Below are 26,983 nucleotides of genomic sequence, written 5' to 3'. Positions count from 1 at the left end.
AGAAAAGCTTTTAACATTCGCTTGTTAAAAGCCAAGAGTATTACCTGACAAAAGAACTTCTTGTTGCTTAGTTTTGAAAGATTGAGCTTTTCTTTTGTTTTTACTTCTTGATTTTATTTAATATTTGCTTGCTTATTGTTTGTTATTTCTTAATGCTTATATTTTTAGTTGTTAGTGTCTTTATATTTAATGTTTAATGTGTTTAGTTTGCTTGTGTTGGTTTCTTAGATCTTGCTTTTTGTCTAAAGTTTTATTTTATAGTGAAATTCATAAGGGGGTGGGGGGGTTATTTTGCGATACCCTAAATCCTAAAACGCTTCAAAAGTTATCGTTTGATTGAAGTTAAGTTATTTTATAGCCAACACTCCATTGAAACAGAATCAAAAACAAAAACCATAGCCCACCAAGCAAAGACCTAACACCCAATAAGGGAAAAGGCTAAACGAAAACATGGAGCATAAGAATTGTGCGCACCGGCAAGTTTGATGAGCAGGAAAGACTTCAGACAGCCTTTCATCGGTTTTAAGCCTGTTTTCTATGAGCCATTGGTATTGCTCCCTGAATAACCTTTCTCGCATGAGATAATACGCGTCTAAAAGATAAAAGCATGCCAACAACACCCCTAAAACGCATAACCCATAAGAATTAGAAATCGCTTCTATTTTAAGGGATAGAACCCCAACCGCAAGAGCGAGAGTCCATTTTTTGCATTCTAAAGAATTTTGTGCCATTCTGTTGATAACGCCTTGTAAGATTTTAAGCTCTTCTACAAGGATTTTTGCTCTGTCTTTTGGGGTATTTTCCATGTTTGATATTTATCTGTCAAAGTTAAAAGTCCAAGTGCCTTTGTTGGTTTGTATTTCTGCTTCTATAATATCGCACCCTTGAGAAATGCCCTCTCTTTTTTCTCCAAATTTAAGGGTTTGAGACTCCATCATCACACCCTTTTGCTCTAACTGAGAAATTTTATTTTCTATGTCTGCCAACCCTTCTTTTTGAGCTCCAAACATCTTATAAAAGCTTGCCATATCTTTAAAATCCTGTATAGAGATTGGAGTAACTAGACCTAAAGCAACTATGTTGCCAAACACCTCTTCTGGAACAAAATTAACAGCACAATTACCCCGATTAAGCTTCACGCCTTGAATAGTAACGCTATCCACTCTAGAGCTGATTTGAAACTCTCCCTTGCTATTCACGCTCATCTCAATCGGCGATTCACCGTCGCCACCATTCCCACAGCCCACTAAATACAACGCTAAACAGCTTGCACTTAGTAATTTTTGATAAGTTTTAAAAAACATTGTTTGCTCCTACGAATTGATTTGTTGTGATAGTTTTTTAAGGGTTATGGTCTCAAAACTTTTTAAAAATAGCGATATATCATGAAAGAGTTGCATGCTTTCCATCATTGGAATTGGGCGACTCTCACTAATAGAATGAGCGATTTTCAACTCTTCATAAATCCATGCGGAATGAGTGATACCTAATAGATCTTGATTAAGAGAAACACTATTCTTGCTTTGTAAAAACACGAAATAAGGGCATTTTTTGATCATATATTCTAAAGATTCCCTGAGAATGAGCGTGAAAGCGTCTTCAATCTTGCTAACATCAATATGATGTTTTTTTATTTCTTTTAGAATATCATTTTTATAATCCCAAAAGAGAGAGTCTATAAATATTAAATTAGAACGATCGGATGGTTCTAAAAAGGACTTGATATTTTTAACGCCTAAAAAATCATTATTTTTCATGTCAATATGCGAATGAGAAAGAAAAACCTTAGTTTTATTTAATCGCTCTTGTAAGGGATTAAAAAAGGCTTCTTTAATTTCATTGCGATTTAGTAAAGTGTATTCATTATTTTTTAGACTCTTTTGAATGAGAGTTTTAATCTTATTGGCTACTTCATGTATGTTAGAAACAGCTTGCTTGTCATAATAAGCGTATTCAAGCTTACTTTTCCCCCTCTGTCAAAATGAAACTTGCATAAAACTTCACGATTTTCTCTTTCATCTAAATTAACCTTAAAAGCTTTCATGATATATTTTCCTTAATATTTTTATGAAATTCTCAAACCTTTATACATACGATTTTAAGTTCCCTTTAAAATCTTTTGATTATAGTAGACTTAGACTTAGCTTAAGAGTGCCTGAATTTTGGGAGTTTTAGGGGCTATTTGGTGCTAAAAACCACCGCTAAAAAAGCCTTTTTGCAAACAAAAAAGGCGTTAAAACTTACAAGCGGCAGACCTTAAAAGCGCAAAAAACAACAAAAACAATCTAAAAAACCTCTTCGCACGCCTTCTTGTCTTTATGGAGTAAGCATTCTTTTTGCAACTCCATAAAACGCTTTTTCCTTTCTTCTTCGGTCATATTGTTAGGCTTTTCAATGGGGCGTGAAAGAGAGTGTGAAGGCTTTGAAGTGGGGGTGAATTGGGGTGCATACCCTAGTTTATTAACTAAATAAAAGCCTAAAGCAGCGATTAAAATAAAAATCCAATCTGTTTTTCTGATCTTAGGGCAAAATTTACACGCCATGATTTAATCCTTAAAACATTTGAAGTATAATACACTCTTATGGTCAAATATTAAGTTTAGGAAAAGCTGCATGTGGAGTTTCATTCAAAAAATCTTTAGGGCTTTAATCATTATGCCTTTAGATTTTATCACGAAGTATTTCAAGTCGTTTGTGCTGTTACTCATTGTATTAGTCTTTTTTAGCGCCAAAGAAAGCGCACCAAGCAATCCGCCTAATTTAGCTAAACTCTATTTAAATGGGGCGATTTTTAGCACAGAGGATTTTGACAAAGAAGTGGATAAAATCTTAAAAACCCCTAGCATTAAGGGCGTTTTATTGTTGATTGATTCTCCTGGTGGGGCGGTGTCAGCGAGCGTGGAATTGAGCGAAAAAATCGCTGATTTGAAGCAAAAAATGCCCGTTTTAGCGTATGCTAGGGGGATTATGGCGAGCGGGAGCTATTATGCGGGCATGCAAGCGAGCGAAGTTTATGCCTCTAAAGCGAGTTTGATAGGATCCATTGGGGTGATTTTTTCGGGTGCGAATGTGGAAAATTTGCTCAATAAAGTCGGCGTAGCCACTCAAGGCGTGCATGCGGGCGAATACAAAGAAATAGGCACTTTCACCAGAGCATGGAAACCTAACGAAAAAGATTTTTTGCAAAATTTAGTCAATGAGCAATACCAAATGTTTGTGAATGATGTTGCAAAAGCTAGGAAATTAGACGCTAAGGATTATAAGGATTTTGCTGAAGGGAAGGTCTTTAGCGCTCAAAACGCTCTAAAATTAAAACTCATTGATAAAATCAGCACGATCAAACAAGCCCAAGATCGCTTGATGGAATTGAGTAAGGTTAAAAAAGCCTATTGGCTGGAAAAAAGCCCTATGGAGCGCTTCATTGAAAAGGCCACGCAATCAGCGAGTAATATCATCACGCAAGCCTTTGGCTATCAATTATTAATGAGATAAAGATGTTAGAATTTATTTTAAAAATTCAAGCTAGAGACTCTAAAGGTTTGGTGAGTGCGATAAGTAGTACTATCGCTAACAAGTGCTATAACATCGTCAAAAACGATGAATTTGTTGATCCCTTAAAACAACGCTTTTTCATGCGGCTAAAAATCCAAAAAGAAATCAAGCCCTTGAATACTGAAATTAAAGAGCAAGAAGAGCGATCCTTAAAAACCGCTCTTTTTAAAGCCCTAGAAAACTTTAGCGAACTATTGATTGAAGTCATTTTAACGCATAAAAAAAACATTATTTTACTCGCTACTAAAGAGAGCCATTGCTTAGGGGATTTGCTTTTAAGGGTGTATGGGGGGGAATTGAACGCTCAAATTTTAGGCGTTATTTCTAATTACGAGGTTTTACGCCCTTTAGTGGAAAAATTTGACATCCCTTATTTTTACGCGCCTTGCGATAACCAAAACTTGCATGAAAAAGAAGTTTTAGCAATCATTAAAAACCTGGAATTAAAACACAAAGTGAGCGCGGATCTGCTCGTTTTAGCCAAATACATGCGCATTTTAAGCCATGATTTTACGAAGCGTTATGAAAATCAGATCTTAAATATCCATCATAGTTTCTTGCCCGCATTCATCGGGGCTAACCCTTACCAACAAGCGTTTGAAAGGGGCGTGAAAGTCATCGGGGCCACGGCGCATTTTGTGAATGAAAGCCTTGATGCCGGGCCGATTATTTTACAAGACACTCTGCCCATTAACCACAATTACAGCGTGGAAAAAATGCGCCTAGCGGGTAAGGATATAGAAAAACTGGTTTTGGCTAGGGCTTTAAAACTAGTTTTAGAAGATCGGGTGTTTGTGCATGAAAACAAAACGGTGGTGTTTTGAATGCCTTTAGATTTCAGCAACCTCAATGAAGAACCCTTAAAAAGCCAGATCAAAGCCGAGTTCTTTAAGGATAAAAAATTCCTTTATAGCGGGGATAAAATAGATTTCATGTTAAGCTATAAGCATTCTAACGCCACCTTACCCATTTTATGGGGCGAAGCTAAAAGGGGCGATTTTGATGATTTGAACAAAGCTTTCACGCAACTTCTTTTAACCATAGGCAAACACAGGCTTTATACCCACCACACGCCACCTTATTTGTGCGCTTTCAACGCTTTTAGAATGGAATTTATCGCCTTTGATGACACGATCACAAGCTTTTTTTATAAAAGCGATATAGATTTTTCTATCACCCCAAGCAACCACAACACAGAAGGTTTTAAGCATGCTTTAGACATGTTTAAAGCCATGTGTAAATCCCATAAATCGGTTTTTGACTTTAAAACCCAAAGCCAAGAATGCAAAGAATTTATCAAAAACCATTTAAACTCTAGCCATTTACTCAGCAAAATCCAAATTGATAAAAATAATTTCTTTACAATCTATCAAAAGTGGCTTGAAGCTGTCAAACCCACCATTGACATAAATTGGGAGGTGGCTAAAACTAAAGGCATTTTAGACGCAGACTATTATTTGGCGGATTTGCTTAGCGATGGCGATAAAACCATTAAAGAGAAATTGCAAACGATTTTAAGCTCCAGTTATTATAAATTAAAAAGGGGTGTGAATGAGTTAGGTAAAATAGATTTTATGGAAATTGGTTTCACAGACGGCCAACAAGCCCACCAAGAATTTTGGAATATTTATGAAAGGCCTCCTAAAGTAGAGTTTCAAGCGTTTATTTTAGAGCGGCGCGATTTGTTAGTGCCAAGCGATGTGAGGGAAAGGAAAGGAGCGTTTTTCACCCCTAGAATCTGGGTGGAAAAGAGTCAAGAATATTTAGCTAAAGCTTTGGGGCAAGATTATCAAGAGGATTATATCATTTGGGATTGCGCTGGGGGGACTGGGAATCTTTTGAATGGCTTGACCAATAAAGCTAATTGTTTTCTATCCACTTTAGACAGCAACGATGTGGCGATCGTTAAAGAATTAGCCGCTGCCAACAAACTGAATCTGCTAGAAAACCATGTTTTCCAATTTGACTTTTTAAACGATGATTTTAATAAAGCGCCAAAAAGCTTGCAAGAAATCTTAAACGACAAAGAGAAACGAAAAAAGCTCATCATTTACATCAACCCGCCGTATGCGGAAGCGGGCAATAAGGCTAAAATGAGTGGCACAGGGAAGCATAAAGATTTAGTGGCTAGGGGCAATCGTATTTGCGAGAAGTATAAAAATGAATTGAATAAAGCCAATAACGAACTTTTCGCTCAATTTTTCATGCGCATTTATAAGGAATTGAACGGCTGTATCATGGCGAGTTTTTCAACGCTCAAATACCTTAATTCTAGCAACTTTAAAAAATTCAGAGAAGTCTTTAAAGCTAAATTTTTAGAGGGGTTTATGGTGCCTGCGGATAGCTTTGATAATGTGAAAGGGCAATTCCCCATCGGCTTTTTGGTGTGGGATACCGCTACCCCCCCCTTAAAACCAACCAATGCGCTCAATTTAGAAGTGTTTGACTCGCTTGGCGAATTTTTGGGGTATAAAAATATACACTCGTGCAATAAGGTTCTATTTTTAGCAGACTATTTACAAAAGTTTCAGCCAACAAAAAGAGACACTATTTTTGGCTATTTAGATCCTGGTCGCAATAGTTTTCAACATCAAAATTTAGTCCATATTAGCGTTATTGATAAATCACAACAATCGCATGTAAAATATTTTCCAATCATTGCAACTACAATTTTGTTGGTATCTGTATTTTTCTCCATCCGCCATTGCATCAAAGCCACATGGCAAAACGACAGGGATCAGTTTTACGCTCCCTATGATGATGCGTTCCAAGACGACAGCGAGTTTAAAGGCAATTGTTTGATTTTCATGCTTTTTCACACACAAAACCGCATCACTGCCACTCAAGGGGCTAACCATTTTATCCCCTTTAGCGAAGATGAAGTTGAGTCTAAAGAAAGATATTCTAGCCACGCTTTATTAGACTTTTTAAAGGGCGGGATAAAAGAGGAGGGCGATAGCCTCTTTTTAAACGACAAAAAAGAAAACAAGCCTCTGAAATTCAGCCCGAGCGCTTCAAAGGTGTTTGACGCTGGCAGAGAGGTTTATCGCTATTACCACACACAAGATTTCACAAACCGCCCCTATAACGCTAACGCAAGCCTTTATGACATCAAAGAATTTTTTCAAGGCCGTAACGCGCAAGGCAAATTAAATCTACCCGCTAAAGCTAAAGATGGATATTACAAACAGCTTTATGCTAACCTACAAGACGCTTTAAAAGACTTAGCTAAAGAAATACAGCCTAAAGTCTATGAATACGGGTTTTTAAGGGAGTAGTTTTTAAGACAAATAATCAAAAAGCTAGAGCAAGCGGTATTTTTTAAAAGCACTCTATGAGGGGATTTAGTTTTATAGAGGGGAGAATTATTTCTATCCCCTTAAAAAAAATAAGTTTTATAACAAAATGACCAACGCCCCAAAAGTCAAGGACAAACCCGCTTTTTAAAGGAAACCCCTAAGCTTTTAAACTTAAGGGAACGCTCTTAGAAAATCAGCGTTTCACAGAAACGATCACTTTAAGCCCCAAAAAAGCAAACTCAAAGTATAATGAACTCCAAGAGCGTTTGCCACTTTTGTGTTTCATGGCATGCTCCTTTTGACATAGGATTTGCCCCATATCGCAACTATGGGGCGTGATGAAATCCTACAACAAACCCCCTTAAAACTTTTAATTTTACAAGCACTAAAACAAGATTAAAAAATTGAAAAGATAAAAAATAAACGCCCCAAAAGTCAAGGACAAACCCGCTTATAAAGGAAACCCCTAAGCTTTTAAACTCAGGGGAACTTTGGCTAATATATTACTTTTCTATAGAAAAGACCACTTTAAACCCCTTAAAAGAGATTTTAATGTATAATACTAACCAAGAGTTTTTATCATGTTTTCTTTTCATGATAAACCCTTTTAACCGTGATTTGCCCCATATCGCAACTATGGGGCGTGATGAAATCCTACAACAAACCCCCTTAAAAACACCCCTAGATCGCACCAAATACGCAAGACAAAGTTTTACGCCCCATTATGACTACTCAATGAATAAGCTTATCTTTATTGGATAGAAAACAGAGCCATTTGATAACCATCAAAAAGAGGGATTTTAAAAGTTTAAAAATCTAACGGAGCTAAAAAAGTTAGTTTAAATGGATAAATTTACTAGATCTAGATTAAAAGAAAGAGTTAAAAGCCAGGAGTAGCCCTAAGGCCGCCCCCACAAACGCCCCAATCAATATTGTTGGTTTTGTTGTTGTGCTTTTTGTTGTTGTTGCTGTTGTTGAGCTTGTTGCTCTGCTTGTTGTTCAGCGTGTTGTTGCGCATTATGATGATGGTGTTCGCCGCCATAGTAATGGTGGTGGTGTGCATGGTGATGGTGGTGGTGTTGGCTGTTAGCCTGTTGTTGTTGCTGTTGTTCATGGTGTGCCATGATGACTCCTTTAATTGAAATTTAAATTCTAGCTCATTGGCTAGGATTTCATTTTATAATGCAAAATCTAACCAATTATTAACGAAAAAGATTTTAATACTAATTTTTAATACGAGCGCCACGAGTGTTAATTGAAGCGTTCCTATTGTCAAAACTACCAACATCTTTGAATGAAAAAAGCTATAATAAAAAAGTTGCATTAAAAAGGAAAGACAAATCCCCTTTTTAAGGTATAATATGAGGAGTTTTAGAAGCACTTCTTATGGTAGTAGCTAAAAAGTCTTTAGGACAGCATTTTTTAACGGACGAGTCGTTTTTAGACAGGATTGTTAATGCTTTGCCTCCCTTAAACCCATTAAAGCTAATTGAAATCGGCGTGGGGTTAGGGGATTTGACTCTTAAGTTGTTGGATCGCTATCCTTTAAAGACTTATGAGATAGACAGCAATTTGTGCGAGAAAATGCGATCAAAACTAAAGGCGCAAAGAAAGCCTTTTAAATTAGAATTGGTGGAAAAAGACGCTCTTTTTTTGAAAGAAGAAGAGCCTTATTTTTTGATCTCTAATTTGCCTTATTATATCGCTACCAGGCTTGTTTTAAACGCGCTCAAAGACCCTAAATGCAGGGGCTTATTGGTGATGACGCAAAAGGAAGTGGCACTCAAATTTTGCGCTAAAGATTCGCAAAATGCCTTAAGCGTTTTAGCTCACGCAATAGGGAACGCTACCCTTTTGTTTGATGTGCCGCCTAGCGCGTTTAGCCCGCCTCCAAAGGTGTTTTCTAGCGTGTTTGAAGTGATTAAAGAGCCGCTGAAAGAAAAGGCGTTGGCTTCATTACTCCAAGCGCCATTTTTTGAAGAAGCCCTACAAAAAGGGTTTGAAACGTTAGAAGATTTTTTGAAAGCTTGTTTCTCATCTCCCAGGAAGACGCTTTCAAACAATCTTAAAAAAAGCGTTTCTTATAGAGAAAAGCTTGATAAGGTGTTAGGTTTTTTAGCGTTAGAAAACCAACCAACAAGCGTGAGGGCGTCTGAGATAAAAGATTATCTCAAGCTCTTAGAATACCTTTTAAAAGGCTAATGCCTTTTTAAAAAATTGAAAGGAATAATTATTATGACTGATAACAACCATTATGAAAATAATGAAAACAATGAAAACAGCAGTGAAAACCCAAAAGCTCATCATGAGGCGCGAGCCGGAGCGTTTGAGCGATTCACTAACCGCAAAAAGCACTTTAGAGAAAACGCGCAAAAAAACGCAGACTCTTCAAACCATGAAGCGCCTTCACACCATAAAAAAGAGCGCCACCCCAACAAAAAACCAAACCACCACCACAAAGCCAAACACACCCCCCAAAAGACTAGAAATTACGCCCAAGAAGAATTGGATAACAATAAAGTAGAGGGCGTTACGGAAATTTTGCATGTGAATGAGAGAGGGACTTTAGGCTTTCATAAGGAGCTAAAAAAGGGCGTTGAAGCTAATAACAAGATCCAAGTGGAGCATTTAAACCCGCATTATAAGATGAATCTAAACTCTAAAGCGAGCGTTAAAATCACGCCTTTAGGGGGCTTGGGCGAGATTGGGGGGAACATGATGGTCATTGAAACCCCAAAAAGCGCGATCGTGATTGATGCGGGCATGAGCTTCCCTAAAGAAGGGCTTTTTGGCGTGGATATTTTAATCCCGGATTTTTCCTACTTGCACCAAATCAAGGACAAAATCGCTGGCATTATCATCACCCATGCCCATGAAGATCACATAGGGGCCACGCCTTATTTGTTTAAAGAGTTGCAATTCCCCCTTTATGGCACGCCCTTGAGTTTGGGGTTGATTGGGAGCAAGTTTGATGAACATGGTTTGAAAAGATACCGCTCGTATTTTAAAATCGTAGAAAAGCGCTGTCCCATTAGCGTGGGCGAATTTATCATTGAATGGATTCACATCACGCATTCTATTATTGACAGCAGCGCTTTAGCGATCCAAACTAAAGCCGGAACCATCATCCACACCGGCGATTTTAAAATCGATCATACCCCAGTGGATAATCTGCCCACTGATTTGTATCGTTTAGCACACTATGGCGAAAAGGGCGTGATGCTTCTTTTAAGCGATTCCACCAACTCCCATAAATCCGGGACTACGCCGAGTGAAAGCACCATAGCGCCGGCTTTTGACACGCTTTTTAAAGAAGCGCAAGGGAGGGTGATTATGAGCACCTTCTCTAGCAATATCCACCGGGTCTATCAAGCCATCCAATACGGCATTAAATACAACCGCAAGATCGCTGTGATCGGGCGCTCTATGGAAAAAAACCTAGACATCGCCAGAGAATTAGGCTATATCCATTTGCCTTATCAATCTTTTATTGAAGCCAATGAAGTCGCTAAATACCCGGATAATGAAGTCTTAATCGTAACGACCGGCTCGCAAGGCGAAACCATGAGCGCGCTTTATCGCATGGCGACTGATGAACACCGCCACATTTCTATCAAACCCAACGATTTAGTCATTATCTCCGCTAAAGCCATTCCTGGCAATGAAGCGAGCGTTTCAGCGGTATTGAATTTCTTGATCAAAAAAGAAGCCAAAGTGGCTTATCAAGAATTTGACAATATCCATGTGAGCGGGCATGCCGCCCAAGAAGAGCAAAAGCTCATGTTAAGACTCATTAAGCCTAAGTTTTTCTTACCCGTGCATGGGGAATATAACCATGTCGCGCGCCACAAGCAAACCGCTATTTCTTGCGGGGTGCCTGAAAAAAATATCTATTTAATGGAAGATGGCGATCAAGTGGAGGTTGGCCCTGCGTTCATCAAAAAAGTCGGCACCATTAAAAGCGGTAAAAGCTATGTGGATAACCAAAGCAATTTGAGTATTGACACAAGCATCGTGCAACAAAGAGAAGAAGTCGCTAGTGCTGGGGTGTTTGTGGCTACGATTTTTGTGAATAAAAACAAACAAGTGCTTTTGGAAAGCTCTCAATTTTCCAGTTTAGGGCTTGTGGGCTTTAAAGATGAAAAGCCTTTGATGAAAGAAATTCAAGGGGGCTTAGAGATGTTGTTGAAATCCAGCAACGCCGAAATTTTGAATAACCCTAAAAAATTAGAAGATCACACTCGTAATTTCATCAGAAAAGCGCTCTTTAAAAAGTTTAGAAAATACCCGGCTATCATTTGTCATGTCCATGCCACTTGATTACAACGCTATCGCCGCGCAAGTCTTAAGAGATGAAGCGAGAGCGCTTTTAGAAAGCGTTAAGCAATTCCAAAAACCTAACGATTTAGAAGCGATTGTCAAGCTCATTTTAAAAAGCCAAGAAAAAGGGGGTAAGCTTGTGATAGTGGGCGTGGGTAAGAGCGCTTTAGTGGCACAAAAAATCGCTGCTTCTATGCTAAGCACCGGTAACAGGAGCGCGTTTTTACACCCCACAGAAGCCATGCATGGGGATTTGGGCATGGTGGAAAAAAACGATGTGATCTTAATGATTAGTTATGGGGGCGAGTCTTTAGAATTATTGAATCTAGTGAGCCATTTAAAACGCTTGAGCCATAAAATCATCACTTTCACTAAAAGCCCTAATAGCTCGCTCTCTAAACTCGGCGATTATTATTTGAGCTTGAAAATTAAAAAAGAAGCTTGCCCGATCAACACCGCTCCAACGACTTCTACCACCCTAACTCTAGCCTTAGGCGATGTTTTAATGGCATGCTTGATGCGAGCGAAAAACTTTAGCCAAGAAGATTTTGCCTCCTTTCATCCGGGCGGGCTTTTGGGCAAAAAACTTTTTGTCAAGGTTAAAGATTTACTGCAAACCACGAATCTCCCCTTAATCGCTCCTAACACAAGTTTTAAAGACGCGCTCATAGAAATGAGTGAAAAACGCCTGGGCAGCGCGATTTTAGTCAATGAGGCTAACGAGCTTGTGGGGGTATTAAGCGATGGCGATGTCCGCAGAGCGCTATTAAAAGGGCTTAGCTTGGAGAGTGAGGTGAAGCATTTTGCCACTTTAAAACCTAAAAGCTTTAAGAATTTAGACGCTCTTCTTTTAGAGGCGTTAGAATTTTTAGAACGCCATAAGATCCAGCTTTTAGTGTGCGTGGATGATTGTAATAAGGTTTTAGGGGTCTTGCACTTGCACCAACTTTTAGAATTAGGGCTTAAAGCATGAAAGCGAGTATTTATGATTTCACTCTAAAGGAATTGAGCCAGCTTTTAAAACCAAGCTTTAGGGCTAAACAGCTTTATTTGTGGCTCTATGCGAAGTATAAAACAAGTTTTAAAGACATGCAAAATAATTTTTCAAAAGATTTTATCGCTTCTTTGGAGCGAGAATTTACTTTGCGCACGATAGAAATCACGCATGTGAGGGAGAGCGTTGATGGCTCTAAAAAATACCTTTTTAAATCTTTAAGAGACAACCACACTTTTGAAGCGGTGTTGTTGAAAATGAAGGATAAAAAGATTGACAAAGAGACGAACGCTATTTTAGAGGGGGAAAAATACACCGTATGCGTGTCTTGTCAAATAGGCTGTCAAGTGGGTTGCGCGTTTTGTTTCACTCAAAAAGGCGGTTTTGTAAGGAACTTAAAAGCGAGCGAGATTATCCAGCAAGCCCTACTCATTAAAGAAGACAATAACCTCCCCCTTGAAAAAGCGCTCAACATTGTTTTTATGGGAATGGGCGAGCCTTTGAACAATTTAGATGAGGTGTGTAAAGCGATTGAGATTTTTAATACCGGCATGCAAATTTCGCCTAAAAGAATCACGATTTCCACTAGCGGCGTAGCCGATAAAATCCCTATTTTAGCGGGCAAAAACTTAGGCGTGCAATTAGCTATATCCTTACACGCCGTAGATGACAAAACGCGTTCATCTTTAATGCCCTTGAATAAAAAATACAACATTGAATGCGTTTTGAATGAAGTGAGGAAATGGCCTTTAGAGCAACGCAAAAGAGTGATGTTTGAATACCTTCTAATCAAAGATTTGAACGATAGCCTGGACTGCGCTAAAAAACTTCTAAAACTTTTAAACGGCATTAAATCCAAAGTGAATTTGATTTTATTCAACCCGCATGAAGGCTCTAAGTTTGAGCGCCCCAGTTTAGAGAGTGCTAGAATGTTTGCGGATTTTTTAAACTCCAAAGGTTTATTATGTACCATTAGAGAGTCTAAAGCCTTGGATATTGAAGCGGCTTGCGGGCAATTGAGGGAGAAAAAACTTTCCCAACAAATTTAAAAACTCTTTTTTGTGGTGTTTGTCTTTTTTCTAATGGGGGGTGTTGGTTTTAGTCAAGCGATAATTCAAAATTTAGGGAATATGGATTAAAAATTAGCACTAAATTTTCTTTCATTAACAATTAATTAGATTTTATATTGTAGAATAAAGTCCTAGCCAGTGAGCTAGAATTTAAATTCTTAATCAAAGGAGTCATCATGGCACACCATGAAGAACAACACGGCGGGCACCACCACCATCACCACCACACACACCACCACCACTATCATGGCGGTGAACACCACCATCACCACCACAGCTCTCATCATGAAGAAGGTTGTTGCAGCACTAGCGATAGTCATCATCAAGAAGAAGGTTGTTGCCACGGGCATCACGAGTAATATCGGTGTGGCTAGGGGCAACTTGACTAGGGTTGTCTCTGGCTTTTGATTTTAAAATGCAATCATTCCATTCTAACCCATTCTGATCAAACCCGTTAAATCCAATCCAACCACCGCAACACGCTTGATTTTTGTTTTTACAAATATTCATTAATGTTAAAAATACTCATTAATGCCTATAAAAAGTAATTTTTTATCCAATAATATTGTTAAGACTTTTAATTTAAGCTTCAATGTTTTACAATATTCAAAATATTAAAACAATTTTTCAATCAAGGAAAGGGTATGCAAGTTACCCCCCCCATTTTTTAAAAACCAAATTTTTATTTTTAGCTTTTTATTCTGTGCTAGAGTTTCATTTTAGCCACGCTATAGATGAGAGCGGGCTTAATAAACTCGTTGGAAAGAAGGTTCAAGAAGCTTTAGCGAAAGAAAAAGCTAAGGCTAAACATCAAAGAGCGGATAAAAGCGCTTTTTTTGCCGGTCTTGGCTATAAGCGGGATGTTTTCATGGAATTTAGCTTATAAAGATAGTTTTGTTTTGCTGCCTCACTCTCACTTCAATTTTGGTGGAAGACTCTTAGAAAGAAAAGATCCCAGCACAATCTTAAACGGCTTTAATTTTAAGGTGGGGTATCAGTATGCCGCTCCTGTTAAGATTAAAAAATGGGTTTTGGCGTTAGGGGAGGGTTCCAATACTCCTATAAAGCGGGCAATTACATGGAAAAAGATAAATACCAACAATACTTATTTGGAGTGATACCCATAGACACAATAAGTCCTGTTTCTTTTTTTAATGGTGGTATGATAACAATGTCAACTTACAGCTTTTTGTTAGATTTTTTACACAATGTGTATGAAAATGAGAAGTTTTTCATCGGTTATTTTATAGGGGCTAGGCTAGGGGGTGAGAGCGTAACAGCCAAGGTTCTTAAAGATTTTGGTGATATATTAGCGCAATTGGCGCAATTTCAGGGCTATGGTTCGTTAGGGCTAAGAATGGGCGATAAGCGCCACACGCTAGAATTGAGCGCGAGCGTTCATGGCGACGCTCCTAGTTGTTCTTTAAAAAAGCTAAAGAGTTGCGAAAGTGTGAGGGTTTTACAAGCAAAAATCCCTAGGGGCATTTTTGAAAGCTATGTTACTTGGAGCGCGGATTATGTTTATCGTTTTTAAAAGTTTTTAAAAAATTAATGGCTTTGTTCCAATTGAATAGGGGTAATAAAATCTAAAAAATACTCAAGGTATTTTTTTACAATCTAATCATAAAGAGCTTACGAAAAGCGAGCGATCACTTCATGCTTCATTGTTCCAACCCCCATGCGTCTTTAAAAGAAGCGTTTTTAAGCTTTAAATTCAAGCTCCCCTCAACCCATTGGGTATTAGCCCCCTTTTCGTTGTTGTCAAATAAAAACACCCCTAAAAAGCCTCTAGGGGTTTTAATCAGGCTCAATTCCACGCTAGGAAGAATGATCCTGCTGTCAGGTTTGACTTCAAAGGCTAGGAAAAAAGGGCGGTTGTTTTTAAAATCGTAGCCATTTTTAGTATATGAATAGCCAGGAGCGCTCTGCAAGATGCCTTTTTGAGTTTCCACGCTAAAAGAATCCAAGTAATAAAACCCAGGCTCTAGCTTGAACGATTGGACTTTGGCTAAAGCGTAGTGGTTTTTCCATAAAAGCATGAAACGATTACTCCCCAGCATGAATAAAGGCCCCCTAGGGTCTTTGAGCTTTGCTTTAAGGTTTTTCTTAAGCGTTTCATTGTGTTTGGCGATAACTTCTCTATCAATTTTGCGCCAATAAGTGCGCACGCTTTGGCCTTGATGAGCGATATACATATTCACCAAACCAGAATGATGGCCTTTAGGGGGCAAACAAGAGGCTAATAAAAGAGTGGCTAACAAACTCACAATTTGAAACTTCAAGCAAATTCCTTAAAAAGAGTGGTGGCTGAATGCTAACATGCTAAAACTAAAACCCTTATAAGTTATGGATAAAAACTTAAAGAATAGGGTAAAATAAACGCATGCGAATAGACAAATTTTTACAATCAGTGGGTTTAGTGAAGCGGCGCGTTTTAGCGACAGATATGTGTAATGTAGGGGCGGTGTGGCTCAATGGGAGTTGTGCTAAGGCTAGTAAAGAAGTGAAAATAGGCGATGTGATTAGCTTGCACTATTTAAAAGGGATAGAAGAATACACGATTTTACAAATCCCCACTTTAAAAAATGTGCCGCGAAAAGACACACACCTTTATATCGCTCCTAAAACAAAAGAATAAAGATAAAAGATTAAGGAACAATCAGTGAAAGAATACAAAGACACCCTAAACTTAAACACAACCACCTTTTCTATGAAAGGGAATTTGAGCGTTAATGAGCCTAAAACTTACGCCAAATGGCAAAAGCAACAAGCGTTCAAACGCATGCAAAATAGGAAAGATAACCATGGGGATTTCACTTTGCATGACGGGCCGCCTTATGCGAACGGGCATTTGCATTTAGGGCATGCCTTAAATAAAATTTTAAAAGACATTGTCGTTAAAAGAGAATATTTTAAGGGGAAGAAAATCTATTACACGCCCGGTTGGGATTGCCATGGCTTGCCCATTGAGCAGCAAATTTTAGAGCGATTAGAAAAAGAAAAAACGAGTCTAGAAAACCCCACGCTGTTTAGAGAAAAGTGCCGAGATCATGCGAAGAAATTTTTAGAAATCCAAAAGAATGAATTTTTGCAATTAGGCGTTTTGGGGGATTTTGAAGATCCTTATAAAACCATGGATTTTAAATTTGAAGCGAGCATTTATAGGGCTTTAGTGGAAGTGGCTAAAAAAGGGCTTTTGAAAGAGCGCCACAAGCCTATTTATTGGAGTTATGCATGCGAGAGCGCTTTAGCGGAAGCTGAAGTGGAATACAAGATGAAAAAATCGCCCTCCATTTTCGTGGCGTTTGGTTTGAAAAAGGAGAGTTTAGAAAAATTAAAAGTCAAAAAAGCAAGCCTAGTGGTTTGGACGACCACGCCTTGGACTTTGTATGCGAATGAAGCGATCGCTTTGAAAAAAGACGCCCTTTATGCGCTCACCCAAAAAGGCTATTTAGTCGCTAAAGCCTTGCATGAAAAATTAGTCGCTTTAGGGGTGGTTGATAGTGAGATTGCGCATGAATTCAATTCCAATGATTTAGAATATTTGAAGGCCACCAATCCTTTAAACCAAAGGGATTCCCTAATCACTCTAGGAGAGCATGTCGGTTTAGAAGATGGCACAGGAGCCGTGCATACCGCACCTGGGCATGGTGAAGAGGACTACTATTTAGGCTTAAGATATAATTTAGAAGTGTTAATGTCTGTAGATGAAAAGGGTTGCTATGATGAGGGCATTATCCATAATCAATTATTAGATGAAAGTTATCTGGGCGAGCATGTTTTTAAGGCTCAAAAACGCATTATAGAGCAATTGGGCGATTCTTTATTGCTAGAGCAAGAGATTGAGCATTCCTACCCGCATTGCTGGAGGACGCACAAGCCTGTGATTTACAGAGCGACCACGCAATGGTTTATTTTAATGGATGAGCCTTTCATTCAAAATGATGGCTCTCAAAAAACCTTAAGAGAAGTGGCTTTGAATGCGATTGAAAAGGTGGAATTTGTGCCAAACAGCGGGAAAAACCGCCTAAAAACCATGATAGAAAACCGCCCTGATTGGTGCTTGAGCCGGCAAAGAAAATGGGGCGTGCCACTGGCCTTTTTCATAGACAAACGCACGAATAAGCCTTGTTTTGAAAGCGAAGTTTTAGAGCATGTGGCCAATCTTTTTGAAAAAAAAGGCTGTGATGTGTGGTGGGAGTCTAGCGTAAAGGATTTGTTACCCCCTAGCTATCAAGAGGACGCCAAGCATTATGAGAAAATCATGCACATTTTAGACGTGTGGTTTGATAGCGGTAGTACCTTTAAGGCGGTTTTAGAAGACTATCATGGAGAAAAAGGGCAAAGCCCTAGCGATGTGATCTTAGAAGGGAGCGATCAGCATAGGGGGTGGTTTCAAAGCTCGCTTTTAATCGGTTGTGTTTTAAACAACCAAGCCCCTTTTAAAAAGGTCATTACGCATGGCTTTATCGTAGATGAAAAGGGCGAGAAAATGAGTAAATCTAAGGGCAATGTGGTGTCTTTGGATAACTTGCTCAAAAAGCATGGGAGCGATGTGGTGCGTTTGTGGGTAGCGTTTAATGACTATCAAAACGATTTGAGAGTCTCTCAAACCTTTTTCATTCAAACAGAACAGCATTATAAGAAATTCCGCAACACCCTAAAATTCTTACTCGCCAATTTTAGCGATATGGATCTTAAGAATTTAGAACGCTCCCATGACTTTAGCCCTTTAGATCATTTTATATTAGAGGCTTTAGAAACCATAAGCGCTGGAGTCAATAGTGCGTTTGAAGAGCATGATTTTGTGAAGGGCTTGAATATTTTAATGGCGTTTGTTACCAATGAATTGAGCGGGATTTATTTAGACGCTTGTAAGGATAGCTTGTATTGCGATAGTAAAAATAATGAAAAACGCCAAGCCATTCAAATGGTCTTACTCGCTGTGGCCAGTCAATTGTGCTACTTTTTAGCCCCGATTTTAACGCACACGATTGAAGAAGTTTTAGAGCATAGCCAGGTGCTTTGTGCGTTTTTACAAGCTAAAGATGTGTTTGATCTAAAAGGCATTAGCGTTTCAGAAAAACTCCACCTTAAAGAGTTTAAAAAACCAGAAAATTTTGAAGCCGTTTTAGCCTTGCGTTCTGCCTTTAATGAAGAGTTAGACCGATTGAAAAAAGAAGGCGTGGTGAAAAATTCGTTGGAATGCGCTATTGAAGTGAAAGAAAAAGCGTTGCGTGAAAATTTAGTAGAAGAATTGCTGATGGTAAGCTTTGTAGGGATTGCAAAAGAAAAATTGAGCGAAACGCCAGCATTCACGCTCTTTAAAGCCCCCTTTTATAAATGCCCCAGGTGTTGGCGTTTTAAAAGCGAGTTAGAAAACACCCCTTGCAAGCGCTGCGAAGAGGTTTTAAAAGAGCGATGATAAAAGGATAGGGCTTTTGGAAACTTTACAAACCCATAGAGTTTTACAAGCCCTAATTAGCCATTTTACCCCTTTTTTAGAAAGCGGGATCACCGAGCTGATCATCAATACCGAGCAGGAGCTTTGGCTTTATAAAATCAATAACACCCGAGAAAAAAGAGGGCATGCGCTTTTTGATAAGGCGTTTTTGCTGAGGTTTTGCGAGCAATTGGCCAGTTTTAGGGGGTTGTTTTTTGATGAAGAGCACCCCACCTTAAATTGCTCTATCCCTTTCACGCGCTATAGGGTGAGCGCGAATCATTTTAGCATCACCACGAACAATCAAATCACGCTCAATATCCGTGTGCCTAGGCTTAAGCCCTTAAGTTTAGAGGATTTCACTTTCAAAGCAAGCGATCCAAAAAGTTTGAAAAATTTAGCGCTTAAAGGGCATAACATTCTCATTAGTGGGGAGACTTCAAGCGGTAAAACAAGCTTATTAAACGCTCTTTTAGACTGCGTCAATAAAGATGAAAGGGTGGTGAGCGTTGAAGACAGCCAAGAATTGGATTTAAAAGCGTTCAGTAATTGCGTGGGGCTTTTAGTGGGCAAGCAAGAAAACGGGTGCTTTAATTATGAAGACGCTCTCAATATGGCCATGCGTTTAAACCCGGACAGACTCATTGTGGGCGAGATTGACACCAGGAATGCAGCGCTCTTTTTGCGTTTAGGAAACACCGGGCATAAGGGCATGCTCTCAACCATTCACGCCAATAGTGCTCAAAACACTTTAGAAGCCCTTTTTTTGAATTTAAGCATGCGCTATACGCATTCTTTAGATAAGGAATTGATGCGAGCGTATTTTAAAAGCGCGATTGATGTGATCGTGCATGTGAATAGAATCAATAATGAGCGCCAGATCGCTGAAGTCTTATGGACTAAAGAGCTTTAAATGCCCCTAAAATCCTTAAAAAACCGCTTGAATCAGCATTTTGAACTATCGCCTCGCTACGGGAGCGTGAAAAAAATCATGCCCAATATCGTTTATGCGGATGGTTTTAACCCCTCTGTGGGCGATGTGGTGAAGATTGAAAAAAGCGATGGCAGCGAATGCGTGGGAATGGTGGTGGTGGCAGAAAAAGAGCAGTTTGGCTTCACGCCCTTTAATTTTATAGAGGGATCTAGGGCTGGCGATAAGGTGCTATTTTTAAAAGAGGGGTTGAATTTCCCTGTGGGCCGTAATCTTTTAGGGAGGGTGCTTAACCCTTTAGGGCAAGTCATTGACAATAAGGGGGCATTGGATTATGAGCGATTAGCGCCTGTCATTACAACGCCTATAGCCCCTTTAAAAAGAGGCTTGATTGATGAGGTTTTTAGCGTGGGAGTGAAGAGCATTGATGGGCTTTTGACTTGCGGTAAGGGGCAAAAACTGGGCATTTTTGCCGGCTCTGGGGTGGGTAAATCCACGCTAATGGGCATGATCACTAGGGGTTGCTTAGCGCCTATTAAAGTGATCGCTTTGATTGGGGAAAGGGGCAGAGAAATCCCTGAATTTATAGAGAAAAACTTAAAAGGGGATTTAAGCTCTTGCGTGTTGGTGGTCGCTACGAGCGATGATAGCCCTTTAATGCGCAAATACGGGGCCTTTTGCGCGATGAGCGTGGCGGAGTATTTTAAAAACCAGGGGCTAGATGTGTTGTTTATCATGGATTCAGTGACTCGTTTCGCTATGGCTCAAAGAGAGATCGGTTTAGCCTTAGGCGAACCGCCCACTTCCAAAGGCTACCCCCCATCCGCACTTTCTTTATTGCCTCAATTGATGGAGAGAGCGGGCAAGGAAGAAAATAAGGGGAGCATTACGGCTTTTTTTAGCGTGCTAGTAGAGGGCGATGATTTGAGCGATCCCATAGCCGATCAGGCCAGGAGTATTTTAGACGGGCATATCGTCTTAAGCAGGGAATTGACCGATTATGGGATCTACCCGCCTATCAATATTTTAAACTCCGCATCAAGGGTGGCTAAAGACATCATTAGTGAGTCTCAAAACCTTTGCGCGAGAAAATTCCGCCGTTTGTATGCGTTATTGAAAGAAAATGAAATGCTCATTCGCATCGGCTCTTATCAAATGGGGAACGATAAAGAGCTTGATGAAGCGATTAAGAAAAAGGCTCTAATGGAGCAATTTTTAGTGCAAGATGAAAACGCTTTGCAGCCTTTTGAACAAAGCTTTCAGCAATTAGAAGAAATCTTAAGATAAAAGGAATATCATGGAATCACAACTCATGAAACTCGCCATTGAAACTTATAAAATCACTTTGATGATTTCTTTACCGGTATTACTAGCGGGCTTAGTGGTGGGGCTATTAGTCAGTATTTTTCAAGCGACCACTCAAATCAATGAAATGACTTTGTCTTTTGTGCCTAAGATTTTAGCCGTGATTGGGGTGCTGATTTTAACCATGCCGTGGATGACGAACATGCTTTTAGATTACACCAAAACCTTAATCAAGCTCATTCCTAAAATCATAGGCTAGAAAATGCTAGAAACAACCATTGATTTTTCTCGTTACAGCAGCGTGAAAATCGGCACGCCTTTAAAAGTGAGCGTTTTAGAAAACGATAATGAAATCTCTCAAGAACACCAGATTATCGGTTTAGCGAACAACCTTTTAATCGCTCCTAGTGCGAAAAATCTCGCTTTATTAGGAAAAAACTACGATTACATTTGCGATCAGGGTGAGTGGGTGGAGGTAGGGGGAGCGGCTAACGCGTCTAAAATTTTTAATTATTTTAGGGCGAATGATTTAGAGGGTTTGGAGTTTTTAGGGCAATTGCCTGGCACTTTAGGGGCGTTAGTTAAAATGAATGCTGGCATGAAAGAATTTGAAATCAAAAATGTTTTAGAAAGCGCTTGTATTAATGGCGAATGGTTAGAAAAAGAGGCTTTGGGGTTGGGCTATCGCAGCAGCGGGTTTAGCGGCGTTGTTTTAAGGGCGAGGTTTAAAAAAACGCATGGCTTTAGAGAAGGGGTTTTAAAAATGTGTAAAAGCATGCGCAAAAGCCACCCCAAATTGCCTAATTTTGGGAGCTGTTTCAAAAACCCGCCTAACGATTATGCGGGCAGGCTTTTAGAGGGCGTGGGCTTAAGGGGTTATTGTCTAAAAAGAGTGGGCTTTGCCAAAGAGCATGCGAATTTTTTGGTGAATTTGGGGGGCGCAGAATTTGAAGAAGCGCTGGATTTGATAGAACTCGCCAAAACCAGAGTGTTGCAAGAATACGGCATTTATTTGGAAGAAGAAGTGAAGATTTTGAGGTAGGGTTGGAAAGCTTTATGTGGAATCAAGCTTATCCCTATTGATGAGAACAGAGCCTTATTATTATTTAGTCCTATCATGATCCAAACCCCCAACGACAAGTAGTCCTTTTTCTTTGAGTGTCAAATTTAGGGCTAAAAAGGTTTTTACTCTCTATTTCATCTTTAGTGTGAATGCCCACCAAAGGCAAAAGAGAATGGATTAAATCATCGCTCATGAAAGGTTTGTTTAAAGCGTTTTTAATCAACTTCACTTTCTCGGGGTGTTTTTCTTTAAAAATATCGCTCACATAAATCATAAAAGGGATTTCTAATCCCGCTTTAGAACAGCTATGCCCATAAGTAGGGCCGCTTTCAAAAATATCTTGCGCATGGTCGCTCAAATAAAACACAATAGCGTCTTTATCTTTAAAGAGGTTAAAAATCCCATTCAAAACAAAGTCATTATAATAAAGCGAATTGACATAATCAGCGACGATTTGCTTGTCTCTATCATTGCTCACATGCAAATTAGAAAAAGACAAATCGCTTGGTTTGAATTTGGCGAAGCTTTTAGGGAAACGATCAGCATATCGAGAATGAGAGCCACGCAAATGGAACACGATAAAATTCTTGCTTTTTAATTGGGATGGGATATTTTTGGAATAAAAAGTTAAAATATCTTCATCATAGCTTGTCCATTCTTTAGGAAGGAAGTAGCGGTTTCTATCGCGTTGAAGGAGGTAGCGGTTTTTAGAGCGACTAGAAACTAGATCTTGTATTAATGACCATTGATCAACGAATTGTTTTTCTAACCAAAAAGTTTCATAATGGGATCGCTTGAAAATATCTATCATGTTGTGGTAATGATACCAAGGTTTAGTCGTTTCAGCATCGCTATAATTGAGCAGGCTTTCAAAGACATCAGAAGTGCTACCTTCTTTGCTTATCGTGTCAGAAAACACGAACAGGTTGTTACTCTCTCTCTCTCTCTCTCGTTGGCGAGTTCGCTCAATAAGGGGTTATTAGGGGCGTTATAGCCATAGAGTTGCATGAAATTTCTGCTCGCGCTTTCGCCGATGACTAAGACGACATTTTCAACATCGCCCGTGCTAGAAAGATAATCGCTTGGTAAATAAAGGTTATTTAAAAAGCTATAAAATTTTATGGCTTGTTGGCGATCAAACAAGCTCAAATAGGCGGAATAAAACCCCCTAGTTAAGGAAAGGGAAAACAATGATCTTTTTAAAATCGCATCGTTCTTTGTAAGGTGTTTAATGTTACGAACGCTCCCTATTGTAAGGATAGAAAGCCCTAAAACGCCCGCTATCACACCAGGCACAAGCGCTCTAAAGCGAATCATTTTAATAGTTACCAATAAGGCGATCAAAATCAAAGCGTAGTAAAGCAAATAATTTTTATAGCTTTTTATAAACGCCATCGTTTCAGAGCTGTTTGTGGCTAAAAGCGTGTCAGTCAAGCCTTTGGAAAAAGGCATTTTAAACATAAAGAGCGTAAAAATTTCTGCCACGCTAAAAATAATACCGCTTCCTATAAACAGCCATTCTAATGAATATTTCAAGCGTTTTTTAGGGATTAGCACGCAACCATAATACACCACAAACCCGATTAAAAAAGCGCCTAAAAAGCCTTTAGAGAAAGAAAACAAATCGCTATTTTTGTAAGCGTTAGAAAGAGCGTTGCAAAGAAGGAACATTAAAAATTTTTCATCTAGAGTTACGCTACTGGCAAAGAATTTTAAAAACTTCAATAATTTTTCCATGAATGCCCTTTAAGAGAATTTGAAAACTTTTTTCAAAATATTTTTTATCCTAAAACAAAAATAATCCCTAATCGTTTTTGATCGGATGTGGGTTTTAAAAGATTGCATTTGTTGGTCTTTAGCCATTTCAAGGCGTTCTTTAAAAAAATCGTTTTTAAAAGGGGTGCAAAAAAGGTTGGCGAGCCAAAAACTCGCTTCAGCTTCATAGCAAATCAAACGCCCATTCAAAGAACTGACAGAACGCCACGGCTTGTATTGGATGAAATGGAGCATGATGATATTTTTAGGGTAGTGCTCTTTGAAAGAATCAGAATAGCAATTATAATAAATGGGCAATTCTAAAATGTGCTTCCAAAACACCATATTGATTAAACACTGCTCAGGGTAGAAAAGATCTTTCCCCCTAGTTTTCAAAAACTCTAAAGCGATTTTTTCAAACCCATTTTCGCGCCACAAATCTAAATTCGCTACCAAAAAGCCCATGTTAAAGCCCTGATGGATGCGTTTTAATTCGTTTGGGCTAAAGCGTGAAAAATCAATTTTAAAATTCTTACAAGTGTGCTCAATAAAATCACAAAAGGCTTCAAAAGAAAGGTGAGAAAATGTGTCTCTCACCATGCCAAGCAATTTAGTGGGGTCATTATCCAGCGCAAAATAAGCGCTTGCAACATCGCCCAAAAACACCGTATCCACATCTATGGAAATGATTTTAGAATAATTAGGGAAGAGTGAAGCGAGCAAGAGCCGGCACAAAACAAGAAGCCCGCCATAACGCTTGGAGCAAGACTCATTGAGATAGCTTTCTATGGAATGATCGAGCGAATTGATGTCTATAAACTCTAATGAAGCGAATGTTTTAAAAGGCTCAATGGTTTTTAAAAGCTTGTTTTGCTGCTCTAAGGTTACCCCTTTAACCAAACAATGGATTTTATACACGATGTTAGCGCCTAAAAGTTGGTTGCTTTGATTTAGGGGGCTAAAATCTATCATGCTTGTGTGCCTGCTCGCATGGGAGAGTAAAGAATAAAGGCTCACGCTAGCCCCTAGCGCGTAATTCTTATCAAAACTCATAAAAATAGGGATAATTTGATTTGGCGGAGTTTGCGTATCCATTAGGTTATCCTTTAATACCGCTTTTTGAGTGTTTTAAAATCGCATGCCTAACTTCTTTAGTGCTCCCCGCATAAAGGTTATTGAATTGGGTTTTATTGAAAGTGTTTTGGCGCTTGGCTAATTTTATGGTGTTAGAGATAATCGCTTCTTCTAGCTCCTTTAAAGTGAGTTGTTTTTCTAAAAAAAGAATGCTTTCTTTAACGCCTATGGCTTTAAAAGGCTGCGAATCTTTAGGGTATTTAATATAAAGGGCTTTGATTTCTTCAATAAGGCCTGAATGGAGCATGTTTTTGGTGCGCTGTTTGATGTTGTTATGGAGCGCGTTTTTTTCAATAGAAAGAGCGAATAATGAGACGGCATGCGCAAAGGGTTTTTTAGGGTTGGCCTTAAAATACTCGCTTGGGGGCGTGTGGGTGGCATAAAAGATTTCTAAAGCCTTATGGATGCGGTAAGTGTCGTTTGGATGGATTTTAAAAGCCATGTTAGGGTCAATGGATTTTAAAAATATATAAGGGTTAGAAAGAGCGGCAATTTCTCGCTCTATTTTTACAACCTCTTCATTGCTCAGTTTTGGCGTATCGCTCAAACCTTCTAAAATGGACTTTAAGTAAAAACTGCTCCCCCCCACAATGAGTAAAATTTCTTTAGAAGACACCCTCATGGCGTCCTCTAAAAGGGTTTTAAAAAGAGGAGCGTTATTTTTTTCATCAATGCTAAGGCAGTCTAGGGCGTAATGCTTGATGTTTTTTCGCTCTTTCAGGCTCGGTTTAGCCGAAGCGATATTAATGTCTTTATAAATACTCAAAGAGTCCAAAGAAAAGATTTCAGCGTCCAATTCTTGGGCTAATTCAATGGAAAGAGCGCTTTTCCCGCTCCCGCTAGGCCCTAGAAGCGCGATGAGTTTCTTAGGCGTTTTGATAAGGAATCCCCCTTTTATAAGCGTTCAAAAACCCTTCCAAGTCAAATTTTTTACGGCATTCTTCGGTGAAAAGATGGATCATCAAATCCCCCAAATCCAAAATGATCCACTCTTCATTAGACTCATCTATCTGGTAAAAGACTTCGCCCAAAGGCTTAAGGGTGTTTTTAAGCACATCTAATAAAGAAAGGGCATGCTTATTCGCTAGCGTGGTAGCGATAATGACATCTTCTACCAAATAGGGGGTTTTAGATAAATCAATGTGCGTAATATCAAAAGCCTTTTTTTCATCTAATAGAGCCGTAATCGTTTCTATGCGTTGGTTCATGAGTTTCCTAAAAAATGGGTTAAAATAGCCTTATTATAACTTAAATCAAGGAAAGATTAATGACCCCTGAACTAAACCTCAAATCCCTAGGCGCTAAAACGCCCTATATTTTTGAATACAACAGCGATTTACTAGAGGCTTTCCCTAACCCAAACCCCAATTTAGACCCCCTAATCACCTTAGAATGCAAGGAATTTACAAGCCTTTGTCCGATCACTTCCCAGCCGGATTTTGGCGTGATTTTTATCCGCTACATCCCTAAAGATAAAATGGTAGAAAGCAAGTCTTTAAAACTCTATTTATTCAGTTACAGAAACCATGGGAGCTTTCATGAGAGCTGCATCAACACGATTTTATTAGATTTAGTCAAATTGCTAGAGCCAAAGTATTTGGAAGTGTATGGGGATTTTGCCTCTAGGGGCGGGATTGCGATCAAACCCTTTGTGAATTATGCGATCAAAGAATACCAGGAATTTAAAGAAAAACGCCTTTTGAATGCGAAATAATGCGCAAAGATAGGGTTTTAAGATTAAAGCCTTTCCAAATTAAATAGACAAATTAGAGAGAGATTGAAAAGAGCAAGAAAAGAGATTGAAAAAAAGGAGACCCCACAAGGGGGGGTTTATTCTATCCCGCCCTCATTTTTAAGTTTAAGAGCAGTTGCCTCATCACCCTCCGCAATCACATTACCTTCCTCATCATAATCCTCATCTCTAAACCCATAAGACCAAAGATTATCGGCTAAAACACCAGGAGTAAGACCAGCGCATGTTAAATCATACTTATTGATACCGCCATCGCATAAAAGTTGCGCAACAAATTTCGCCTCTTCTTTATTTTTAGGTAAAAACCTCGCCCACTCCTCCAAAGTAACACCAACACTCTTACCATCGGGTCTTGTTAAGTTTT

At 39.1% G+C, this 26,983-nt stretch carries 25 protein-coding genes and 4 pseudogenes; 17 read left to right on the top strand and 12 right to left on the bottom strand.

Annotated elements, in window-relative coordinates:
* Positions 1 to 380: 380 nt before the first annotated feature.
* From KX581_RS07365 to KX581_RS07350, 4 genes and pseudogenes are all read right to left on the bottom strand, one after another.
* Entirely contained in the window at positions 381 to 806 is a 426-nt protein-coding gene (locus KX581_RS07365) for a hypothetical protein (RefSeq protein ID WP_120873240.1), read from the bottom strand.
* Positions 807 to 815: 9 nt separating this feature from the next.
* Positions 816 to 1,304 carry a hypothetical protein gene (locus KX581_RS07360; RefSeq protein WP_039084538.1) on the bottom strand — a complete coding sequence of 163 codons (489 nt, stop codon included), beginning with the start codon at positions 1,302 to 1,304 and terminating at the stop codon, positions 816 to 818.
* Positions 1,305 to 1,313: 9 nt separating this feature from the next.
* Positions 1,314 to 2,044, bottom strand: a pseudogene (locus tag KX581_RS07355) (TIR domain protein).
* 241 nt (positions 2,045 to 2,285) lie between these two features.
* Positions 2,286 to 2,543, bottom strand: a complete 258-nt coding sequence (locus KX581_RS07350; protein ID WP_180386495.1) for a hypothetical protein — start codon at positions 2,541 to 2,543, stop codon at positions 2,286 to 2,288.
* Between the two features lie 70 nt (positions 2,544 to 2,613).
* Between KX581_RS07350 and sppA the strand changes: the two genes are divergently transcribed.
* The 4 genes from sppA to KX581_RS07330 all read left to right on the top strand — a co-directional run bounded on the left by sppA (position 2,614) and on the right by KX581_RS07330 (position 7,613).
* Complete coding sequence (gene sppA / locus KX581_RS07345) at positions 2,614 to 3,492, top strand: signal peptide peptidase SppA (protein WP_231175990.1); 879 nt, start codon at positions 2,614 to 2,616, stop codon at positions 3,490 to 3,492.
* Positions 3,493 to 3,494: 2 nt separating this feature from the next.
* Entirely contained in the window at positions 3,495 to 4,376 is an 882-nt protein-coding gene (purU, locus tag KX581_RS07340) for a formyltetrahydrofolate deformylase (RefSeq protein WP_231175989.1), read from the top strand.
* Complete coding sequence (locus KX581_RS07335) at positions 4,377 to 6,830, top strand: hypothetical protein (protein ID WP_231175988.1); 2,454 nt, start codon at positions 4,377 to 4,379, stop codon at positions 6,828 to 6,830.
* Positions 6,831 to 7,403: 573 nt separating this feature from the next.
* The gene (locus KX581_RS07330) at positions 7,404 to 7,613 is read left to right on the top strand and encodes a hypothetical protein (protein WP_231175992.1); all 210 of its coding nucleotides are present in this window, start codon (positions 7,404 to 7,406) and stop codon (positions 7,611 to 7,613) included.
* 164 nt (positions 7,614 to 7,777) lie between these two features.
* Here KX581_RS07330 and hpnL read toward each other — a convergent pair whose 3' ends face one another.
* The gene (hpnL, locus tag KX581_RS07325) at positions 7,778 to 7,975 is read right to left on the bottom strand and encodes a nickel-binding protein HpnL (protein WP_001977007.1); all 198 of its coding nucleotides are present in this window, start codon (positions 7,973 to 7,975) and stop codon (positions 7,778 to 7,780) included.
* Between the two features lie 262 nt (positions 7,976 to 8,237).
* Between hpnL and rsmA the strand changes: the two genes are divergently transcribed.
* From rsmA to KX581_RS07295, 6 genes and pseudogenes are all read left to right on the top strand, one after another.
* The gene (gene rsmA, locus KX581_RS07320; protein WP_231175987.1) at positions 8,238 to 9,053 is read left to right on the top strand and encodes a 16S rRNA (adenine(1518)-N(6)/adenine(1519)-N(6))-dimethyltransferase RsmA; all 816 of its coding nucleotides are present in this window, start codon (positions 8,238 to 8,240) and stop codon (positions 9,051 to 9,053) included.
* 33 nt (positions 9,054 to 9,086) lie between these two features.
* Positions 9,087 to 11,171 (top strand): ribonuclease J, encoded by a 2,085-nt coding sequence (locus KX581_RS07315; protein WP_231175986.1) that lies wholly within the window; start codon positions 9,087 to 9,089, stop codon positions 11,169 to 11,171.
* The gene (locus KX581_RS07310) at positions 11,155 to 12,144 is read left to right on the top strand and encodes a KpsF/GutQ family sugar-phosphate isomerase (RefSeq protein WP_231175985.1); all 990 of its coding nucleotides are present in this window, start codon (positions 11,155 to 11,157) and stop codon (positions 12,142 to 12,144) included. Before KX581_RS07315 ends, KX581_RS07310 begins: the two co-directional genes overlap by 17 nt.
* The gene (rlmN, locus tag KX581_RS07305; protein ID WP_231175984.1) at positions 12,141 to 13,214 is read left to right on the top strand and encodes a dual-specificity RNA methyltransferase RlmN; all 1,074 of its coding nucleotides are present in this window, start codon (positions 12,141 to 12,143) and stop codon (positions 13,212 to 13,214) included. The genes KX581_RS07310 and rlmN overlap by 4 nt, the downstream gene beginning before the upstream one ends.
* A 257-nt stretch (positions 13,215 to 13,471) precedes the next feature.
* Positions 13,472 to 13,594 (top strand): annotated as a pseudogene (gene hpn / locus KX581_RS08420) (nickel storage protein Hpn); the annotation flags it as partial.
* Positions 13,595 to 13,827: 233 nt separating this feature from the next.
* Positions 13,828 to 14,769: pseudogene (locus KX581_RS07295) on the top strand (outer membrane beta-barrel protein).
* A 127-nt stretch (positions 14,770 to 14,896) separates the two neighbouring features.
* On the opposite strand, the gene KX581_RS07290 reads toward KX581_RS07295, so the two are convergent.
* Positions 14,897 to 15,517, bottom strand: a complete 621-nt coding sequence (locus KX581_RS07290) for a hypothetical protein (RefSeq protein WP_231175983.1) — start codon at positions 15,515 to 15,517, stop codon at positions 14,897 to 14,899.
* A gap of 101 nt (positions 15,518 to 15,618) precedes the next feature.
* Between KX581_RS07290 and KX581_RS07285 the strand changes: the two genes are divergently transcribed.
* Genes KX581_RS07285 through KX581_RS07260 form a run of 6 tightly spaced genes read left to right on the top strand, consistent with a single transcriptional unit; the run spans position 15,619 to position 21,956 of the window.
* Positions 15,619 to 15,873 carry an RNA-binding S4 domain-containing protein gene (locus KX581_RS07285; protein WP_001217161.1) on the top strand — a complete coding sequence of 85 codons (255 nt, stop codon included), beginning with the start codon at positions 15,619 to 15,621 and terminating at the stop codon, positions 15,871 to 15,873.
* Between the two features lie 24 nt (positions 15,874 to 15,897).
* Positions 15,898 to 18,660: an isoleucine--tRNA ligase gene (gene ileS / locus KX581_RS07280; RefSeq protein ID WP_231175982.1), complete on the top strand. Its 2,763-nt coding sequence runs from the start codon at positions 15,898 to 15,900 to the stop codon at positions 18,658 to 18,660.
* A gap of 16 nt (positions 18,661 to 18,676) precedes the next feature.
* The gene (locus tag KX581_RS07275) at positions 18,677 to 19,591 is read left to right on the top strand and encodes a CpaF/VirB11 family protein (protein ID WP_220946229.1); all 915 of its coding nucleotides are present in this window, start codon (positions 18,677 to 18,679) and stop codon (positions 19,589 to 19,591) included.
* On the top strand, positions 19,592 to 20,896 hold the full coding sequence (fliI, locus tag KX581_RS07270) for a flagellar protein export ATPase FliI (RefSeq protein WP_050841559.1): 1,305 nt from the start codon (positions 19,592 to 19,594) through the stop codon (positions 20,894 to 20,896).
* A gap of 10 nt (positions 20,897 to 20,906) precedes the next feature.
* A complete protein-coding gene (gene fliQ / locus KX581_RS07265) occupies positions 20,907 to 21,173 on the top strand; it encodes a flagellar biosynthesis protein FliQ (RefSeq protein ID WP_000445741.1) in 267 nt (88 codons plus the stop codon).
* A gap of 3 nt (positions 21,174 to 21,176) precedes the next feature.
* Positions 21,177 to 21,956, top strand: coding sequence for a UDP-N-acetylmuramate dehydrogenase (locus KX581_RS07260; RefSeq protein WP_120873227.1), 780 nt, complete (start codon positions 21,177 to 21,179; stop codon positions 21,954 to 21,956).
* A 73-nt stretch (positions 21,957 to 22,029) separates the two neighbouring features.
* Here KX581_RS07260 and KX581_RS07255 read toward each other — a convergent pair whose 3' ends face one another.
* From KX581_RS07255 to rsfS, 5 genes are read right to left on the bottom strand one after another with little or no spacing between them, the layout of a single operon-like run.
* Positions 22,030 to 22,896, bottom strand: a complete 867-nt coding sequence (locus KX581_RS07255; RefSeq protein ID WP_180386508.1) for a phosphoethanolamine transferase — start codon at positions 22,894 to 22,896, stop codon at positions 22,030 to 22,032.
* Entirely contained in the window at positions 22,878 to 23,714 is an 837-nt protein-coding gene (locus KX581_RS07250; RefSeq protein WP_180386509.1) for a phosphoethanolamine transferase, read from the bottom strand. Before KX581_RS07250 ends, KX581_RS07255 begins: the two co-directional genes overlap by 19 nt.
* 9 nt (positions 23,715 to 23,723) lie before the next feature.
* Positions 23,724 to 24,827, bottom strand: a complete 1,104-nt coding sequence (locus KX581_RS07245; protein WP_231175981.1) for a glycosyltransferase family 8 protein — start codon at positions 24,825 to 24,827, stop codon at positions 23,724 to 23,726.
* Positions 24,828 to 24,831: 4 nt separating this feature from the next.
* Positions 24,832 to 25,725: a tRNA (adenosine(37)-N6)-dimethylallyltransferase MiaA gene (gene miaA, locus KX581_RS07240; protein ID WP_331273842.1), complete on the bottom strand. Its 894-nt coding sequence runs from the start codon at positions 25,723 to 25,725 to the stop codon at positions 24,832 to 24,834.
* A 7-nt stretch (positions 25,726 to 25,732) separates the two neighbouring features.
* Entirely contained in the window at positions 25,733 to 26,074 is a 342-nt protein-coding gene (gene rsfS, locus KX581_RS07235; protein WP_128071761.1) for a ribosome silencing factor, read from the bottom strand.
* A gap of 59 nt (positions 26,075 to 26,133) precedes the next feature.
* On the opposite strand from rsfS, the gene queF reads away from it, so the two are divergent.
* Positions 26,134 to 26,580 carry a preQ(1) synthase gene (gene queF, locus KX581_RS07230; protein WP_033742936.1) on the top strand — a complete coding sequence of 149 codons (447 nt, stop codon included), beginning with the start codon at positions 26,134 to 26,136 and terminating at the stop codon, positions 26,578 to 26,580.
* A 116-nt stretch (positions 26,581 to 26,696) separates the two neighbouring features.
* Here queF and KX581_RS07225 read toward each other — a convergent pair.
* A pseudogene (locus KX581_RS07225) lies at positions 26,697 to 26,983 on the bottom strand (hypothetical protein); the annotation flags it as partial.

This window comes from Helicobacter pylori, assembly GCF_021062735.1.
In the GTDB taxonomy this organism is placed as follows: domain Bacteria; phylum Campylobacterota; class Campylobacteria; order Campylobacterales; family Helicobacteraceae; genus Helicobacter; species Helicobacter pylori_DN.
Note: the sequence above shows the minus strand (reverse complement) of the source record. Positions and strands in the feature narration are given on the sequence as shown.

Excerpts from the sequence above, each read along its gene's own strand:
- KX581_RS07365 (WP_120873240.1), bottom strand. The coding sequence starts at position 806 with ATGGAAAATACCCCAAAAGACAGAGCAAAAATCCTTGTAGAAGAGCTT.
- KX581_RS07360 (WP_039084538.1), bottom strand. The coding sequence starts at position 1,304 with ATGTTTTTTAAAACTTATCAAAAATTACTAAGTGCAAGCTGTTTAGCG.
- KX581_RS07350 (WP_180386495.1), bottom strand. The coding sequence starts at position 2,543 with ATGGCGTGTAAATTTTGCCCTAAGATCAGAAAAACAGATTGGATTTTT.
- sppA (WP_231175990.1), top strand. The coding sequence starts at position 2,614 with ATGTGGAGTTTCATTCAAAAAATCTTTAGGGCTTTAATCATTATGCCT.
- purU (WP_231175989.1), top strand. The coding sequence starts at position 3,495 with ATGTTAGAATTTATTTTAAAAATTCAAGCTAGAGACTCTAAAGGTTTG.
- KX581_RS07335 (WP_231175988.1), top strand. The coding sequence starts at position 4,377 with ATGCCTTTAGATTTCAGCAACCTCAATGAAGAACCCTTAAAAAGCCAG.
- KX581_RS07330 (WP_231175992.1), top strand. The coding sequence starts at position 7,404 with ATGTATAATACTAACCAAGAGTTTTTATCATGTTTTCTTTTCATGATA.
- hpnL (WP_001977007.1), bottom strand. The coding sequence starts at position 7,975 with ATGGCACACCATGAACAACAGCAACAACAACAGGCTAACAGCCAACAC.
- rsmA (WP_231175987.1), top strand. The coding sequence starts at position 8,238 with ATGGTAGTAGCTAAAAAGTCTTTAGGACAGCATTTTTTAACGGACGAG.
- KX581_RS07315 (WP_231175986.1), top strand. The coding sequence starts at position 9,087 with ATGACTGATAACAACCATTATGAAAATAATGAAAACAATGAAAACAGC.
- KX581_RS07310 (WP_231175985.1), top strand. The coding sequence starts at position 11,155 with ATGTCCATGCCACTTGATTACAACGCTATCGCCGCGCAAGTCTTAAGA.
- rlmN (WP_231175984.1), top strand. The coding sequence starts at position 12,141 with ATGAAAGCGAGTATTTATGATTTCACTCTAAAGGAATTGAGCCAGCTT.
- KX581_RS07285 (WP_001217161.1), top strand. The coding sequence starts at position 15,619 with ATGCGAATAGACAAATTTTTACAATCAGTGGGTTTAGTGAAGCGGCGC.
- fliI (WP_050841559.1), top strand. The coding sequence starts at position 19,592 with ATGCCCCTAAAATCCTTAAAAAACCGCTTGAATCAGCATTTTGAACTA.
- fliQ (WP_000445741.1), top strand. The coding sequence starts at position 20,907 with ATGGAATCACAACTCATGAAACTCGCCATTGAAACTTATAAAATCACT.
- KX581_RS07260 (WP_120873227.1), top strand. The coding sequence starts at position 21,177 with ATGCTAGAAACAACCATTGATTTTTCTCGTTACAGCAGCGTGAAAATC.
- KX581_RS07250 (WP_180386509.1), bottom strand. The coding sequence starts at position 23,714 with ATGGAAAAATTATTGAAGTTTTTAAAATTCTTTGCCAGTAGCGTAACT.
- KX581_RS07245 (WP_231175981.1), bottom strand. The coding sequence starts at position 24,827 with ATGGATACGCAAACTCCGCCAAATCAAATTATCCCTATTTTTATGAGT.
- rsfS (WP_128071761.1), bottom strand. The coding sequence starts at position 26,074 with ATGAACCAACGCATAGAAACGATTACGGCTCTATTAGATGAAAAAAAG.
- queF (WP_033742936.1), top strand. The coding sequence starts at position 26,134 with ATGACCCCTGAACTAAACCTCAAATCCCTAGGCGCTAAAACGCCCTAT.